Annotated in this window: 14 protein-coding genes and 1 pseudogene; 7 read left to right on the top strand and 8 right to left on the bottom strand. The window is 29.5% G+C overall.

Features of this window, described 5'->3' with window-relative positions; genetic code table 11:
• Positions 1-145 precede the first annotated feature (145 nt).
• The 4 genes and pseudogenes from gmk (at position 146) to ACR0QS_RS00425 (ending at position 3,018) form a co-directional block, all read left to right on the top strand.
• Positions 146-697, top strand: a complete 552-nt coding sequence (gmk, locus tag ACR0QS_RS00440; RefSeq protein ID WP_432631469.1) for a guanylate kinase — start codon at positions 146-148, stop codon at positions 695-697.
• A 43-nt stretch (positions 698-740) separates the two neighbouring features.
• Complete coding sequence (locus ACR0QS_RS00435; RefSeq protein WP_432631468.1) at positions 741-1,157, top strand: hypothetical protein; 417 nt, start codon at positions 741-743, stop codon at positions 1,155-1,157.
• A gap of 39 nt (positions 1,158-1,196) precedes the next feature.
• Positions 1,197-2,129, top strand: a pseudogene (gene miaA, locus ACR0QS_RS00430) (tRNA (adenosine(37)-N6)-dimethylallyltransferase MiaA).
• A 64-nt stretch (positions 2,130-2,193) separates the two neighbouring features.
• On the top strand, positions 2,194-3,018 hold the full coding sequence (locus ACR0QS_RS00425; RefSeq protein ID WP_432631467.1) for an amino acid ABC transporter substrate-binding protein: 825 nt from the start codon (positions 2,194-2,196) through the stop codon (positions 3,016-3,018).
• Between the two features lie 333 nt (positions 3,019-3,351).
• Here the strand turns inward: ACR0QS_RS00425 and ACR0QS_RS00420 are convergent, their stop codons facing one another.
• Positions 3,352-4,308: a hypothetical protein gene (locus ACR0QS_RS00420; RefSeq protein WP_432631466.1), complete on the bottom strand. Its 957-nt coding sequence runs from the start codon at positions 4,306-4,308 to the stop codon at positions 3,352-3,354.
• Positions 4,309-4,623: 315 nt separating this feature from the next.
• On the opposite strand from ACR0QS_RS00420, the gene ACR0QS_RS00415 reads away from it, so the two are divergent.
• Together ACR0QS_RS00415 and ACR0QS_RS00410 are read left to right on the top strand one after the other, a co-directional pair.
• Positions 4,624-5,271: a cyclodeaminase/cyclohydrolase family protein gene (locus tag ACR0QS_RS00415; protein WP_432631465.1), complete on the top strand. Its 648-nt coding sequence runs from the start codon at positions 4,624-4,626 to the stop codon at positions 5,269-5,271.
• 107 nt (positions 5,272-5,378) lie between these two features.
• Complete coding sequence (locus tag ACR0QS_RS00410; RefSeq protein WP_432631464.1) at positions 5,379-6,191, top strand: ankyrin repeat domain-containing protein; 813 nt, start codon at positions 5,379-5,381, stop codon at positions 6,189-6,191.
• Positions 6,192-6,198: 7 nt separating this feature from the next.
• On the opposite strand, the gene ACR0QS_RS00405 is transcribed toward ACR0QS_RS00410, so the two are convergent.
• Genes ACR0QS_RS00405 through ACR0QS_RS00375 form a run of 7 tightly spaced genes read right to left on the bottom strand, consistent with a single transcriptional unit; the run spans position 6,199 to position 11,613 of the window.
• Positions 6,199-6,975, bottom strand: coding sequence for a DeoR/GlpR family DNA-binding transcription regulator (locus ACR0QS_RS00405; RefSeq protein ID WP_432631463.1), 777 nt, complete (start codon positions 6,973-6,975; stop codon positions 6,199-6,201).
• Between the two features lie 41 nt (positions 6,976-7,016).
• The gene (locus ACR0QS_RS00400) at positions 7,017-7,478 is read right to left on the bottom strand and encodes a PTS sugar transporter subunit IIA (protein ID WP_432631462.1); all 462 of its coding nucleotides are present in this window, start codon (positions 7,476-7,478) and stop codon (positions 7,017-7,019) included.
• A gap of 8 nt (positions 7,479-7,486) precedes the next feature.
• Complete coding sequence (locus ACR0QS_RS00395) at positions 7,487-7,768, bottom strand: PTS sugar transporter subunit IIB (RefSeq protein ID WP_432631461.1); 282 nt, start codon at positions 7,766-7,768, stop codon at positions 7,487-7,489.
• A 20-nt stretch (positions 7,769-7,788) separates the two neighbouring features.
• Positions 7,789-8,898 carry a M42 family metallopeptidase gene (locus ACR0QS_RS00390; RefSeq protein WP_432631460.1) on the bottom strand — a complete coding sequence of 370 codons (1,110 nt, stop codon included), beginning with the start codon at positions 8,896-8,898 and terminating at the stop codon, positions 7,789-7,791.
• A gap of 12 nt (positions 8,899-8,910) precedes the next feature.
• A complete protein-coding gene (locus ACR0QS_RS00385; RefSeq protein WP_432631459.1) occupies positions 8,911-9,714 on the bottom strand; it encodes a BtpA/SgcQ family protein in 804 nt (267 codons plus the stop codon).
• A gap of 25 nt (positions 9,715-9,739) precedes the next feature.
• Positions 9,740-10,342 carry a ribulose-phosphate 3-epimerase gene (locus tag ACR0QS_RS00380; RefSeq protein ID WP_432631458.1) on the bottom strand — a complete coding sequence of 201 codons (603 nt, stop codon included), beginning with the start codon at positions 10,340-10,342 and terminating at the stop codon, positions 9,740-9,742.
• A 2-nt stretch (positions 10,343-10,344) separates the two neighbouring features.
• On the bottom strand, positions 10,345-11,613 hold the full coding sequence (locus ACR0QS_RS00375; protein WP_432631457.1) for a PTS galactitol transporter subunit IIC: 1,269 nt from the start codon (positions 11,611-11,613) through the stop codon (positions 10,345-10,347).
• 258 nt (positions 11,614-11,871) lie between these two features.
• On the opposite strand from ACR0QS_RS00375, the gene rpoN reads away from it, so the two are divergent.
• Positions 11,872-13,125: an RNA polymerase factor sigma-54 gene (gene rpoN / locus ACR0QS_RS00370; protein WP_432631456.1), complete on the top strand. Its 1,254-nt coding sequence runs from the start codon at positions 11,872-11,874 to the stop codon at positions 13,123-13,125.
• Positions 13,126-13,147: the final 22 nt, after the last annotated feature.

Genomic DNA, 13,147 nt, shown 5'->3' with positions numbered 1-13,147 from the left:
CTATATTAAAACAAAAATAATATTTGTCAAGTGCTTTTTATAATAAATTAAAATAAATTAGAATAAATTAAATAAATAATTACGCTTGATTTTTTTTTATATTATAGTATAATTATTGCAATTCTTTATTGTATTTGGGTATCTTATGGGTAAGATTGTCGTTATTACCGCGCCATCTGCGGCGGGTAAAACCACTTTAATAAAAAAGTATTTGGAAAATCATCCGCAAACTCTTTTTAGCGTTTCGCATACTACAAGAGATAAAAGAAGCGGAGAGATTGAAGGCAAAGATTATTATTTTATAGATAAAGAAAAATTTGAAGAGATGATAAACGAAGGAAAATTTTTGGAATGGGCAAATGTCCATGAACATTATTACGGAACTTCGATTGAAGAAATTGAAAAAGCTAAAAATAAAAACGACACTTTAATACTCGATTTGGATATTCAAGGCGCTTTATTTCTTAAAGAAAACGGAATAAAGGCGAAATATATTTTTATAGAACCCGTTTCAATAGAAGATTTGAAAAATAGACTTCAGGGCAGAGGAACGGAATCCGAAGAAGATATAAAAATCAGAATTTGGGACGCCAAAAGAGAATTGGAATATAAAGACAGATTCGATTTTATAATTAAAAACGAGGAAATAGAAAACGCTTATAAAGAGCTTGAAAAGGCTATTAATTCAAAAAAATAATTTATAATTTTAATTTAAATATTAATAATTTACGGAGAGAAAAATGAGCATAATACCATTAAAAAAACTTATAGAATATAAAGGAAACCGCTACGAACTTAGCAGAGCGATGATTGAACTTGCGAAAACGGGCGGAAATTTATTAAGAAACGAAACTAAATACAGAAACGGAAAATATATACCAACGGTTATTAAAAATATACTTGACGGAAATATCAAATACGAATACGAAAAAGATATTAATATAGCCGTTGACGAAGACGCTCCTTTCAAAAGCTCCGCAACCGAATACGATGCCGAAACTTACGCGATAGAAGAACCTACGGAAGACGAAGAATTGGAAGAAATCTCCGCAGTTTCTAATGACGATGAAGACGATGACGAAGAAGAGAAACCTAAAAGAAGGAGAAGAAGCAAGAACAAAGAAGAAAATAAAGAAGAAGAAGCGGAAGATTTATAATTGTCAAATTTTATTAATTCTATAAAATAAAAAAATAAAGTGAAGAAAATTATTTTTATCTCGGGAGCGACCGCGTCTGGAAAAAGCGATTTCGTCCATAAATTAATTGACAATTATTTTAATAAAGCGACTATAATATCCATAGATTCTATGCAGGTTTATAAATATATGGATATAGGTTCGGCAAAACCGTCTCACGAAGAAATAAAAAAATATAATTATAAAATGATAGATATTGTAGAACCTTCTTTCAATTTTAATATTAAAGATTATCTCGATATATTCAAAAATGTCCTTCAAAATATCGGTAAAGAAGAAGAGCCTATTTTCGGAGTTGGCGGAACGGGATTTTATATCGATTCTATAAAATACGGAATATTTGACGAAACGAACTACAATAAGGAAAATTCAATTAAAATCAGAAAAGAACTTTACGAAAAAATAGAAAACGAAGGACTCGATTCTTTATATTTTGAGCTTTTAAAAATAGATAAAGAAGCCGCGGAAAATATAGACAGATATAATGCGAGGCGAGTCGTTAGAGCTTTGGAGGTTTTTTATAATACGGGAAAAAAATTTTCGGAGCTTAAAAAAGAAAGAAAAAAAATAATAGATTTTGAATATTTAAGTTATATTTTGGATTTGGAAAGAGAGGCTATTTATAATAATATAAATAAAAGAGTCGACTCGATGTTTGATAAAGGTTTGCTCGAAGAAGTAAAATTTTTAATAAACATGAATGTCGATATTAAAAACACTTCGATGTAAGCGATTGGCTATAAAGAATGCTACGATTATATAGTAAATAATTCAATGAGTTTTGAGGAACTTAAAGAACTTATAAAAAAACGAACTCGAAATTTTGCAAAAAGGCAATTAACTTGGTTTAGAAGAGAAGAACATAAAAGAATAAAACCCGAAGATATAGAAAAAGTTGCTCGGGAGATAAAAGAATTTTACGAAAAGCCTTGAAATTTTTACGAATAGTATTACAATATGTAGTAATTAAATCAAATTTTTAAAAGGATGGTAAAGAATGAAATCCATATTAAAAACTTTCAAAATTATTTTATCTATTTTTATGTCGGCAGTTATTTTAATGTCGTTCGGCTGCTCGGGAAAAAATTCTGCTGGAACGGAAGATAATTCTCTTCAGAAAGTCAAAGACGCTGGAAAACTCGTTTTGGGTTTGGACGATACTTTCGCTCCAATGGGATTTAGAGACGAATCGGGCGAAATCATAGGTTTCGATATTGATTTGGCAAAAGAAGTAGCATCTCGTATGGGAGTGGAACTTGAAATTAAGCCTATCGACTGGTCAAGTTCAATATTAAGTTTGAATAAAGGCGATATTGATGTCCTTTGGAACGGAGTTACGATTAACGAATCGAGGAAAGCTCAAATTAATTTTTCAAAACCTTATCTTAACAACAGATTAATAATAGTGAAACCTAAAGACAGAAACGATATTAATTCAAAAGAAGATTTGGCAGGAAAAGTTTTGGGAGTTCAAGTTGGAAGCAATGACGAAGCTTTGCAATCGGACTCCATAAGTAAAGAAGCAAAAGAAATTAGAAAATACGATGTCAATGTAAACGCTTTTTTGGATTTGAGAGCTAAAAGAATAGATGTAGTTATAATTGACGAAGTTGCCGCTCAATATTATATCTCTGAAGAAAAAGTGGATTTTGTAGTGGTTGAAAACAGTCCTCTAACGGAAGAATTTTATGGAATAGGATTTAGAAAAACGGATGTCGAACTTTTGGATGAAGTCGATAGAATATTGGACGAAATGAAAGCTGATGGAAAATCTGCCGAAATATCTCAAAAATGGTTTGCCAAAGATATTGTTTTAAAATAATAATAGATTACTTCGGCTATCGCCTCGTAATGACGATTTTTTTACTCGTCATTGCGAGACTTCACTAGAAGTCGTGGCAATCCACATAATAGATTCTTGACACTGTTCGACTTCATGCTGCGTGCCTCTGGCAAGTCGCGGGCTACCGCCTCGTAATTACTAATTTTTATCTGTCATTGCAGGCTTTCTAACTTGTCATTGCCGAGAAATCTGTCCGCCTTCGGCGAAGCAATCTGCTTTTTAATGGAACAATACAAATAAAGAAGAGGCTGCATAAAAAATGCAACCTCTTTTAATTTGAAAAATTATTAGTTATTTTTATTCTTATATCTCTTATTCTTTATCGCCTACAACGAAGCTATAAATATAATCGCCTCCGTCCGTTCTGTTTAATAAAGAAACTTTGCTATTCAAATTATCAATAATATCTTGAACCGTAGTAGATTTAAGATATTCATAGTCTACTCCATGCCATTGAGATGTCGTGCTTAAATATTTGTCTACGCTGTATTCTTCTTTTAAATAATTTTGGCTGTCGGTATTTCTTGTAATTCCCGTATTAATAACCATAACCTCTATAGTCGGAGCGTATCTTCTTCCCAAAAATATATCTATTCCGTAATCTTTCAAGTCCAAATAAGGCTGAGTATTATTTTGTCCCACTACTTGATAGATTCCGCCAATAGTATAAGTTCCCTTATATTTTCCTAAAGCGTATTGAACTATAACCGCTCCCACAAAATTTTGCAATCTTTGATTAGGATGAGCTTTATGGTAAATATTTAAATTGTTATCAAAATAGAAATAATCGTTTCCATTTTTGAAAGAATCTTGCGATTTATTATTTTTTCCGTTTTTGATAAAGAAAACTTTTCCGTCATTAAAGCCTTTTCGAGTTATCTGTTCTTTCCAAATCTGCTGCAATTTTTCCTGGTCTTTATAGCTAACCGTAACAGAATCATCTTGATAACCGGCAAAAGGAACATATATCTTATACAAACTGCCGTCATCTTCGACTGGAGGTTTAGGTATATCTGGAATATCTGTTCCCATATCAGCCCATTCTTTATTTGTTTCAAAACCTGGAAGGTCGCTAGTAATTATTACATTGCCGTTGCCGTCCGAAGGTCCCGTTACTCCAGGAGGCAAAAAACCGTTCCCGTCATCTGGCATAACTACAGTAGAAGCGGTCACGCCTTTACTGGAACATGAAATAAATCCCGCTACGCTTAGAGTCGCTATTAATACGAATACTAATAACCATAATTTTTTTGTGAAATTCTTAATCATAATTCACTCCTTCTAATAAATTTTTAGATTATATTTTTAATCTTCTACTTAATAGTATAGCAATTTATTTTAAATAGTCAAGTAAAATTTTCGCCAATCGTCATTGCCGTTGCCGAGACTTTGTCCGCATTCGGCGAGGCACGCACGCTGACTAAAGTCCGCCTTCGGCGAAAGCGGGCAGTCGCCAAACAATCCGAAGTTAACATAATCATTAGTTTTCATTTGGAAATTATATTATTTTAATTTATATTATTTCAATATAGAATAAATTTTAAATTTAATTCAAAATCTAAATTCAAAGATAAGGAAAAAATCATGGAAAAATTAATTGATATGAAACTTGAAGATTATATTAATAAAGTCGACTCTCCTTCTCCAGCTCCAGGAGGCGGAAGCGTAATGGGAGTTGTCGGAAGTTTGGCATGCGCATTGGCGGGAATGGTTGGACATTTAACGATTAATAAAAATAAATTCAAAGAATTAGCCGAAGAAGAAAAAAATAATTTCAATGACGCGATAGAAAAAATCAAAGAAATAAAAATTAAATTAATCGAAACCATTGATAAAGACGCCGAATCTTTCAATATATTTATGGACGCCATGAAATTACCGAAAAATTCCGAAGAAGAAAAATTAATTAGAAAAGAAGCAATTTCAAAAGCTGCAATAAAATCTACAGAAACTCCTTTCAATATATTAAAATATTCTTATCAATTAATTCCTCTCTTCGATATTATTCTTAAATATGGAAACTCGGGGGTAATAACCGACATCGCCTCCGCTTATATTTTAATTTACGGCGCTTCAAAAGGTTCGATATTAAATATAAATATAAATACGCCATTAATAGAAGATAAAATTTTTTTGGAAAATATTAAAAAAAACAGTTCAATTTATATTGAAAAAATTGAATGCAGTTATAAAGAGATTGAAAATAAATTAGATGTTTTTAAGATAAAATAAATTCTTATAATTATTAATTCAAAATTATTAAAAAATATTGTATAATAATTCAAATTCTATTTAATAAATTTTTAACAAATTTAATTTAAAAATTATAGGACGAAATAATGGAAAAAATATTATTAAAATTTTTATTTATATTTTTAACTTTGATTTTATTTGTTTCTTGCCAAAAAGAAACGAACGAAACGATTGAAAAAGAAAATATAGAAACTTATATTGAAGGCAACCCGAATAATGTTTATCATAAAAAATATACAAATGTCGTAAAAATTCAAGGAAAATATGTCGAAAGAACGAATAATTCTTTTTATCTCACTTTTGGTGGAAGAGAAGAAGGAGAATATAACAAAAACTATAATATATTTGAAGCTATCAGAGAAGGAAGCCTTCAAAGAGTAATAGAAATAGTAGAAGAGGACAATTCGCAAATCGAATCCGAGTTTGAAGGCGGAGAACAATTATATAATAAATTTACGGACGACAGTTATAATATAAGCGGGATAAATCTGTTATCGTTTGCCGTATTCTACAGAGATATTGGAATAGTTAAATATTTATTGGATAATATTAATGACGAATCCGTTTTACTGCAAACGGACGAAGACAAATGGAACGCTTTCACTTATGCATGTGCGGTAGGAACTGTCGATATAATAAAAATGCTCGTTCAAAAATATACCGATTTCGTTTATTGGAAAAATTCTTACGGAGCAAACGGACTTCATATGGCGGTTTTGCAAGGCAATATTCCAGTTTTCGATTATTTGGTTAATGATTTGAAAATAGATATAAATTCTACGGACGATGACGGAGACGGAGTTTTATATTATGCTAAAAATGAAGAAACTAGAGAAGCTCTTATAAAATTAGGAGCTAGATATAGGAACTATTATAACGAGGATGAAGAAGATTATTGATTTTAATTTATACTATTATTAATTCAATATTTTTTTCTTCTTTTAATCGTTTATATATATTTTTATCTATATTTGAATCCGTAATAAGTATATCTATAAACGATAACGGCATAACATGATAGAAAGAATTATTATTAAATTTCGAGCTATCGGATATTAATATAAGCCTTTCGGAACATTTTCTTAATTCTTTTTTTACTGGAATTTCAAACACATCGGTATTCGTTATGCCTCTGTCAATACTTATAGAATCGGCGGACATTATAGCCGTATTAACATTGAAATTTTTAATATTTTCTCTTGCTATAGGACCGCCTATGGAATAATAGCCTTTTCTAATTTCTCCGCCTATAGTATATACTGATATATCTTTATTATCGGTAAGTTCCATACTTATTCTAATATCCGTTGAAACTATTTTTAAATTCTTATGATATAGTTCTTGAGCGAAAAAATAGCATGTAGTTCCAGAATCTATTATAATACTTTCGCATTCCAATATTAAAGAAGCGCATTTTCTTGCTATCGCTTTTTTTTCTTCTGTCTTTATATTTAATTTTTCTTCAAAATATATTTCCGTATTTCCAAAATCCGTAATTAACCCTATGCCGTTTCTTATTTTTTTTAAGTCTTTATTATTTATTAACGCTTCTTGTATATATCTTCTTGCCGTTGGATAAGATACATTAAAATATTCTACAATATCTTCAACCATTAATCGTTTATTTTTAATAACTAATTTTTTTAATTCTTCCAGCCTATTATATTTTTCTATCGTGTTCATACTTTTCCGAATATTACAAAGTTGAAACTATATACAATATATTAATTACTTATACGATTTAATAAGATTTTCTTAAGTTCGTTATCGTTTTCACAATTAGATAAATTATATATAAATTCCCTATCTTGCAATATATCGGCTATTTTCATTATAAAATCAATATGGTCGTCCGTTTTCAATACCGATATCATAAATATAACTTTTACGGGATTAAATTCATGATTTTCAAAATATATTCCGTCTTTAGATGTCGTTATGGCAATAGAAGTTTCGATAGCTCCAAACTCTGGAGATGTATGAGGCATGGCAATATTCTCTCCTATTACATAATAAAAATTTAACTTAAAAGAATCTTCAATTATTTTTTCCACATAATCTTTAGTTATAAAATTATTAACTTCTAAAATATTTGCGGTTTCTCTTAAAGCATCTTGCCAATTTTGAGATTTAATATTAGCTTTATATAATTTTTTTGACAGCGCTAATTCTATAGGATTTATCATAACCATTCCTATAAATTTTGTAATATATTTTTTATCTCTTCTATAGTTTTATCTTTTCCGACTCCCGTTAAAAAAGGAACTCCACTTACTACAGGAACATTCGTTTCAAAAGGAACTTGCGCCGTAGAAACTATCAATACCGCTCCGTCTATATGGCTTTGTATTTCTTGAACGCTGCATTTAATTATATTCATATCTTTATTTAAAGATTCCAATATACTTTTTACCGCAACCGCCGCCATAGTCGATGTGGCTATTCCCGAACCGCATGATATTATAATTTTTTGCATAATTTTCTCCTTAAAATATTTTATATAGATTTTCCATATTTACTATCATTTTTTATATCTTTCAAAAATAAATATAAAAGTTTTTTAGCGTTTATCAAATCGTTTATAGATATAGTTTCTATATTAGTATGCGTATATCTTGTAGGGATGGATAGAGAAGCGCATGGCACTCCGTAATTTCCTGAAAATTCTAAAAAAGCGGTTTCCGTCAAAACGCCTAAAGAAACTTCATATTGATACGGTATTTTATTCTCATCCGCTACATTTGTTATATGTTTTAATAATTTTTCATCAGGTATCATTCCCGCCAAAGTTCCGCGTCCATGAAAATTCATGGCTGTAATTCCAACTCCTTTATTTATCATAACATCCGAAAAATCCGACAAATCTGGAGTATCGCATGACGGAGTTATATCCAATCCTATAGCTATATAAGGTTTAATCCTTTCTATAGACGGAAGAATTCCTCTTATATTAAATTCTTCTTGCACGCTTATAGTTATACATACGGAAAAATTTATATCCATATCTTTAATTTCTTCGGCTAAACAAAGCAGTAATGCGCAATTTGCCCTATCATCCATAGCTTTGCCTATTATAAGGTCATTATTTACTCTCGCTTTAGAATAAAATACCGCCATCGAACCTACTCTTAAATTATACTTATTATGAACTTCTTCTTTTGAAAAAGCTCCTATATCCGCATATAATTCATCTTGAGAAACGATTATTCCTTTTTCAGAATCCTTCATAAAATGATGGCTTTTAACTCCAATGACTCCTAATACTATATCTCCGTTTTCATTTATAAATTGTATGGTAGTTCCATGCAAAATATTTCTATTTACGCCTCCTATTCTCTCTATTCTTATAAAACCGTTATTTTCTATCTTTTTTATAATAAATCCAATTTCATCGGAATGAGCGAATAGAGTAATAAATTTATTTGGATTAGATTTAGATTCAAATATTACATTGATATTGCCTATATTATCGACTTCCACATTTGAAGTTATTTTTCTAAATTCTTTCGTCAAATATTCTATTACTCTATCTTCTCTATATGAAGGACCTATTATATCAGAAAGTTCCAAAACTCTTTTTATTAAAATATCTTTATTTACATGCATAAAAATCTCTTTCTATCTTATACTTTTTACTTTATCCATGAATTCTTTAACTCTAATTTTATCGACTCCGTTAAAGAATTCTCCATCTTTTTTAAATGTTGTTCCTACTACCGCTCCGTCAGCTATTTTTAATTTTTCTTGAACATTTTCCAGTCTAACGCCCGTATTTACAAAAACGGGAGTATTTTTTATGCTATTTTTCACTCTTTTTAATATAGAGCTATCTGTTTCAATACCAGCAGTAGCTCCAGAAACGCATACGGCATCGGGCAAATTATTAAATACTGTCGTTTTAGCTATATCTTCAATATCTCTATCGGCTAAATATTTTGCAGCTTCAGGGACTATATTAAACAGCAATTTTATATTATTTGCCCTTAACGAATCTCTATGTCGGGATATTTCTCCTATATTCATATTCCATAAACCGAAATCGCTCGCATATACGCCTGTAAAAATCTCTCTAACAAAGCTCGCACCCGTAGCCACAGCCAAATCTATAGACGCGGTAGGGTCCCATAAAACATTAACTCCAAACGGTTTTTTTATTTCGCTTTTCAATTCGCCTATTATTCTTGCCATGCTTATAGCCGTTATAGGATATGTTTTAGTTAAATAAGGCATACTAAATTCATTTGAAAACATTACGGCATCAACATCGCCTTCTTGTAAAGCTTTCAAATCATTTAAAGCCGAATCTATAACATAATCCATACCTTTATTATAATCGTATCTCGGGTCCCCTGGCATGGCTTGGAAATGGCACATCGCTATTATAGGTTTATTAGTTTTAAATATTTTCTTTATCCAATCCATTTTATTTTTTCTCCTTAAAAAATTATTATTTAAAATCGTTATTAAAAAAGTATCTTCCCACGACAAAATTAGATACTCCAATTTTATTTAAAGTTTCTATTTTATTTTTATCTATACCTCCGTCTACCCATATATTTTTGAAGTTCAATTTTTTGGCTATTAATATTTTATCTTTCATATCTTCAATAAAATATTCTCCATCTTTATCGGGTTCGCTTGTCATAATCATAATATTTTCGCATACAGAAACTAAATATTTATATTGTTCTATGCTTGTAGCTGGATTAAAAACTATACCCGCTTTAGCTCCTCTATTTTTTATACTATTTACTATATATTTTGGATATTGATAACTTTCGACATGGGCAAATACTATATCGTTATCTCTTAACGGAAGTTCGTATATCCAAAATAAAGGATTTGTCACCATTAAATGATATGATATATTCATTTTTGTCTGCTCTCTAATCATATTTATCAATTTCATTCCAAAAGTAATATTTGGAACAAAATTTCCGTCTTCTATATCCACATGCAAAGTATAACTATTAAAATCTTCCACTTTTTTTATTTCGTTTTTAATATCCAATAAATTAGAAGAAGCTATAGATGGAGATATATTTATCATTATTAATTTCCTGTTATAAGTCTTGCTATATTAGTCAATATATATGCTATCCAGTTTCCTTCCGAAAAAACCGCTATTATAGAGGAATCTTCAGGTAATTCATAACCTATATTTCTAGCAATATCAGTCAAACCAGAAGCAAATCCTGTAGAAATATATAAAAGTAAAACCATTATAACAATACCATACACTAATGTTCTAAAAAAATTACCTTTTACAAGCGGAGTCACGAATGCTATAGAAAATGTTATAGAAGCTAAATCAGCAAAAGGCAAAACTTTATTGCCCGGTAAAATAAATGCAAGTATTAGCGTTATTGGTATAAGGATGCTACTTACTAGTATGGTTGTAGGATGTCCTATCATAATAGCCGAATCCAAACCTATATTGAATTCTTGATTCTTAAACCTTTTTTGCATAAATTCTCTGGCGGCTTCGGATACTGGAGCAAATCCTTCCATAAATAGAGATATTATTCTTGGGCATAAAACCATAATAGCTCCCATCTGTATTGCTAAATTTAAACTTTCTTTTTTAAATCCATAGGAAAGCAAACCTAAAATAAGCCCTATAATTGTTCCCATAACCAATGGAAGCCCTAAAATTCCAACTTTATTTTGTATATTTTCTATATTAATGTTTATATCTTTAATAACGGGTATTCTATCCATTATTTTATCTAATATAAAAACTATAGGAACTGTTGCGGTAGCTTCTGCTTGTGGTATAGAAATTCCCGGAATATTAAAGAATGTTTGAACTTTAGAAGCGGTTATATCGGCTATTTTAAATGATATAAAACAATGAATTAAAGCTACTACTATACCAATTATTAAATTATTTCCAGACCATAAATATGCTATAGAACCTGAAAAAGCAAAATGCCAATAATTCCATATATCCACATCCAATGTTTTTGTAAGCTTTAACGATAAAAGTATAATATTAAATAAAAATATAATTGGTATTATCAAAGCCCCTATGGTTGTTCCAAACGCTATTGCCGAAGCTGCGGGCCAACCTACATCTAAAGCAGTTAAATCTAAACCAAATCTTTCTACAAGCGCTTTTGCTACAGGGTCTAATGCACCTGATAGTAAATCTATTATTAATCCTAACCCTACAAAACCAACGCCTATAGTTAATGCCGAAACTATCGCTTTACTTAATTTCATTTTAAGTATTAAACCTAATATCAAAATTATTATTGGCAACATTACGGTTGAACCAAGCGATGTTATAAAATTTGTAATTGATATGATAGTATTCATTGGATACCTCCATTTTGTTTTTTTATAATATAATTATAATAAATTTTTTAGCTTTTGTCAAGTATTAATCAAAAAAAAATTATTTTTTAATTAAAAATTAATAATTTTATGATATATTACTATAGATTTTTCATTATTTTTTGATATATTCGCTATTATTTAATAAATTTTAAAAAATTAACGCCTTATTTTATTAAAAAAAATTTAAAGAATAAATTTAATCATTGACAAAATAAATTAATTATCTATACTTTATATATGCGTAATTCCATAAACAATTCGATTAATATTTCGATAAGAAACGAATTAAGATTAAACAGTCAGACAAAATTATGGTTAAATACAATTTCGATTCCAGCAATAGAATTAAAAGAAAAAATTGAAAAAACCATAGAAGAAAATCCGTTTTTAGAATACGATATAAAATCAAATCATAAAAGCGTAGATATAAATTCAATAATCGAAAATACGGCGACAAATACAAAAGAAAGTTTATTCGAGCATTTGAAAAGCCAGATAGAAATAACTTTTAATAATAAAAACGATATTGAAATTGCCAAACAAATTTCAAGTTTTATAAATCAGGATGGATATTTAATTACTCCTTACGGCGAAATAGCGGATATTCTAAATATAAATATAAAAAAAGTTGACGAAATAATCAAAGTATTGAAAACATTAGAACCAATCGGAGTTGCGGCAAAAAATATATCGGAATGTTTATCGACACAATTAAAATATAAAGAAAATATAGACGAAAATCTTAAAAATATCGCAATAAATATAGTCGAAAATTATCTAAACGAATTATCTAAAAAAAATTATAAATATATCGCGTCAAAATTAAATATTTCGGAAAAAGATATTCTAAACGCTTTGAAATTGATACAAACATTAGAGCCTTATCCCGCCCGAGAATTCGACACAACCGTTATAAAATATATTATTCCCGAATTATTTATATTCAAAGAAAATAACGAATGGCGGGTAAAAACGAACGAGACTTTTATCCCGCCCTTGAAAATTAATAAAAAATATAGTAAACTATTAAAGGAAAGCGATTTTAATAACGACTTAAAAGAAAAAAAAGAAGAGGCTCAAAATTTGATTAATGTCGTAAACGAAAGAAAAAAAACTTTGAAAAGAGTCGGCGAAGGTTTATTGAAATTGCAAATTGATTTTTTTGAAAACGGAAAAGAATTTATGAAACCTTTAAGATTAAAAGATTTGGCTTTGGAAGTCGGGTTAAGCGAATCAACGATTAGCAGAATATCCAACGGAAAATATCTTAACACGGTTTGGGGAACTTTTTCGATAAAATATTTTTTTTCCAAGAAGATAAACGGAGATTTGGGTTCGAGAGCGGTAAAAGAAATTATTAAAAGAATAATTGAAAATTCGGCGGCGAAATTGAGCGATGAAAAAATAAGACTTATACTGAAAAGCGAAGGAATAGAAATAGCGAGAAGAACGGTTGCAAAATATAGACAAAGTATGAATATACTTAAATAAATATTAATAATTAAAAGAAAAT

This window comes from Brachyspira sp. (genome assembly GCF_050873525.1).
GTDB lineage: Bacteria > Spirochaetota > Brachyspiria > Brachyspirales > Brachyspiraceae > Brachyspira.
Note: the sequence above shows the minus strand (reverse complement) of the source record. Positions and strands in the feature narration are given on the sequence as shown.